The organism is Psychrobacter sp. W2-37-MNA-CIBAN-0211, assembly GCF_040309405.1.
Taxonomy (GTDB): domain Bacteria; phylum Pseudomonadota; class Gammaproteobacteria; order Pseudomonadales; family Moraxellaceae; genus Psychrobacter; species Psychrobacter glaciei.
Genome location: NZ_JBEOOU010000307.1, coordinates 1 through 262 on the forward strand (window position 1 = coordinate 1; position 262 = coordinate 262).

Annotated in this window: 1 pseudogene; it reads left to right on the top strand. The window is 46.2% G+C overall.

The annotated features are described in order from the left end of the window. Nucleotides 1-42 precede the first annotated feature (42 nt). Nucleotides 43-262: pseudogene (locus AAEY72_RS15350) on the top strand (7-carboxy-7-deazaguanine synthase QueE); the annotation flags it as partial.

A 262-nucleotide genomic window follows, 5' to 3' on the forward strand; every position in this document is an offset into this window, starting at 1 on the left:
TGCTTAATCTCATTATCAATCTTTAACTGTATTTGACATATTATGAGTGAATCACTATTACGCACCGCCGCCATTCCTGTCACTGATCCTGAAGCAGGTCTACGTTTGACAGAAATCTTCTATTCTTTGCAAGGTGAAGCACTGACCTCAGGCTTGCCGACGATATTCGTACGCTTGACCGGCTGCCCGCTGCGCTGTGTTTATTGTGATACCGAATATGCCTTTACGGGCGGCGAACGTCAGTCGCTAGAAGCCATTATAG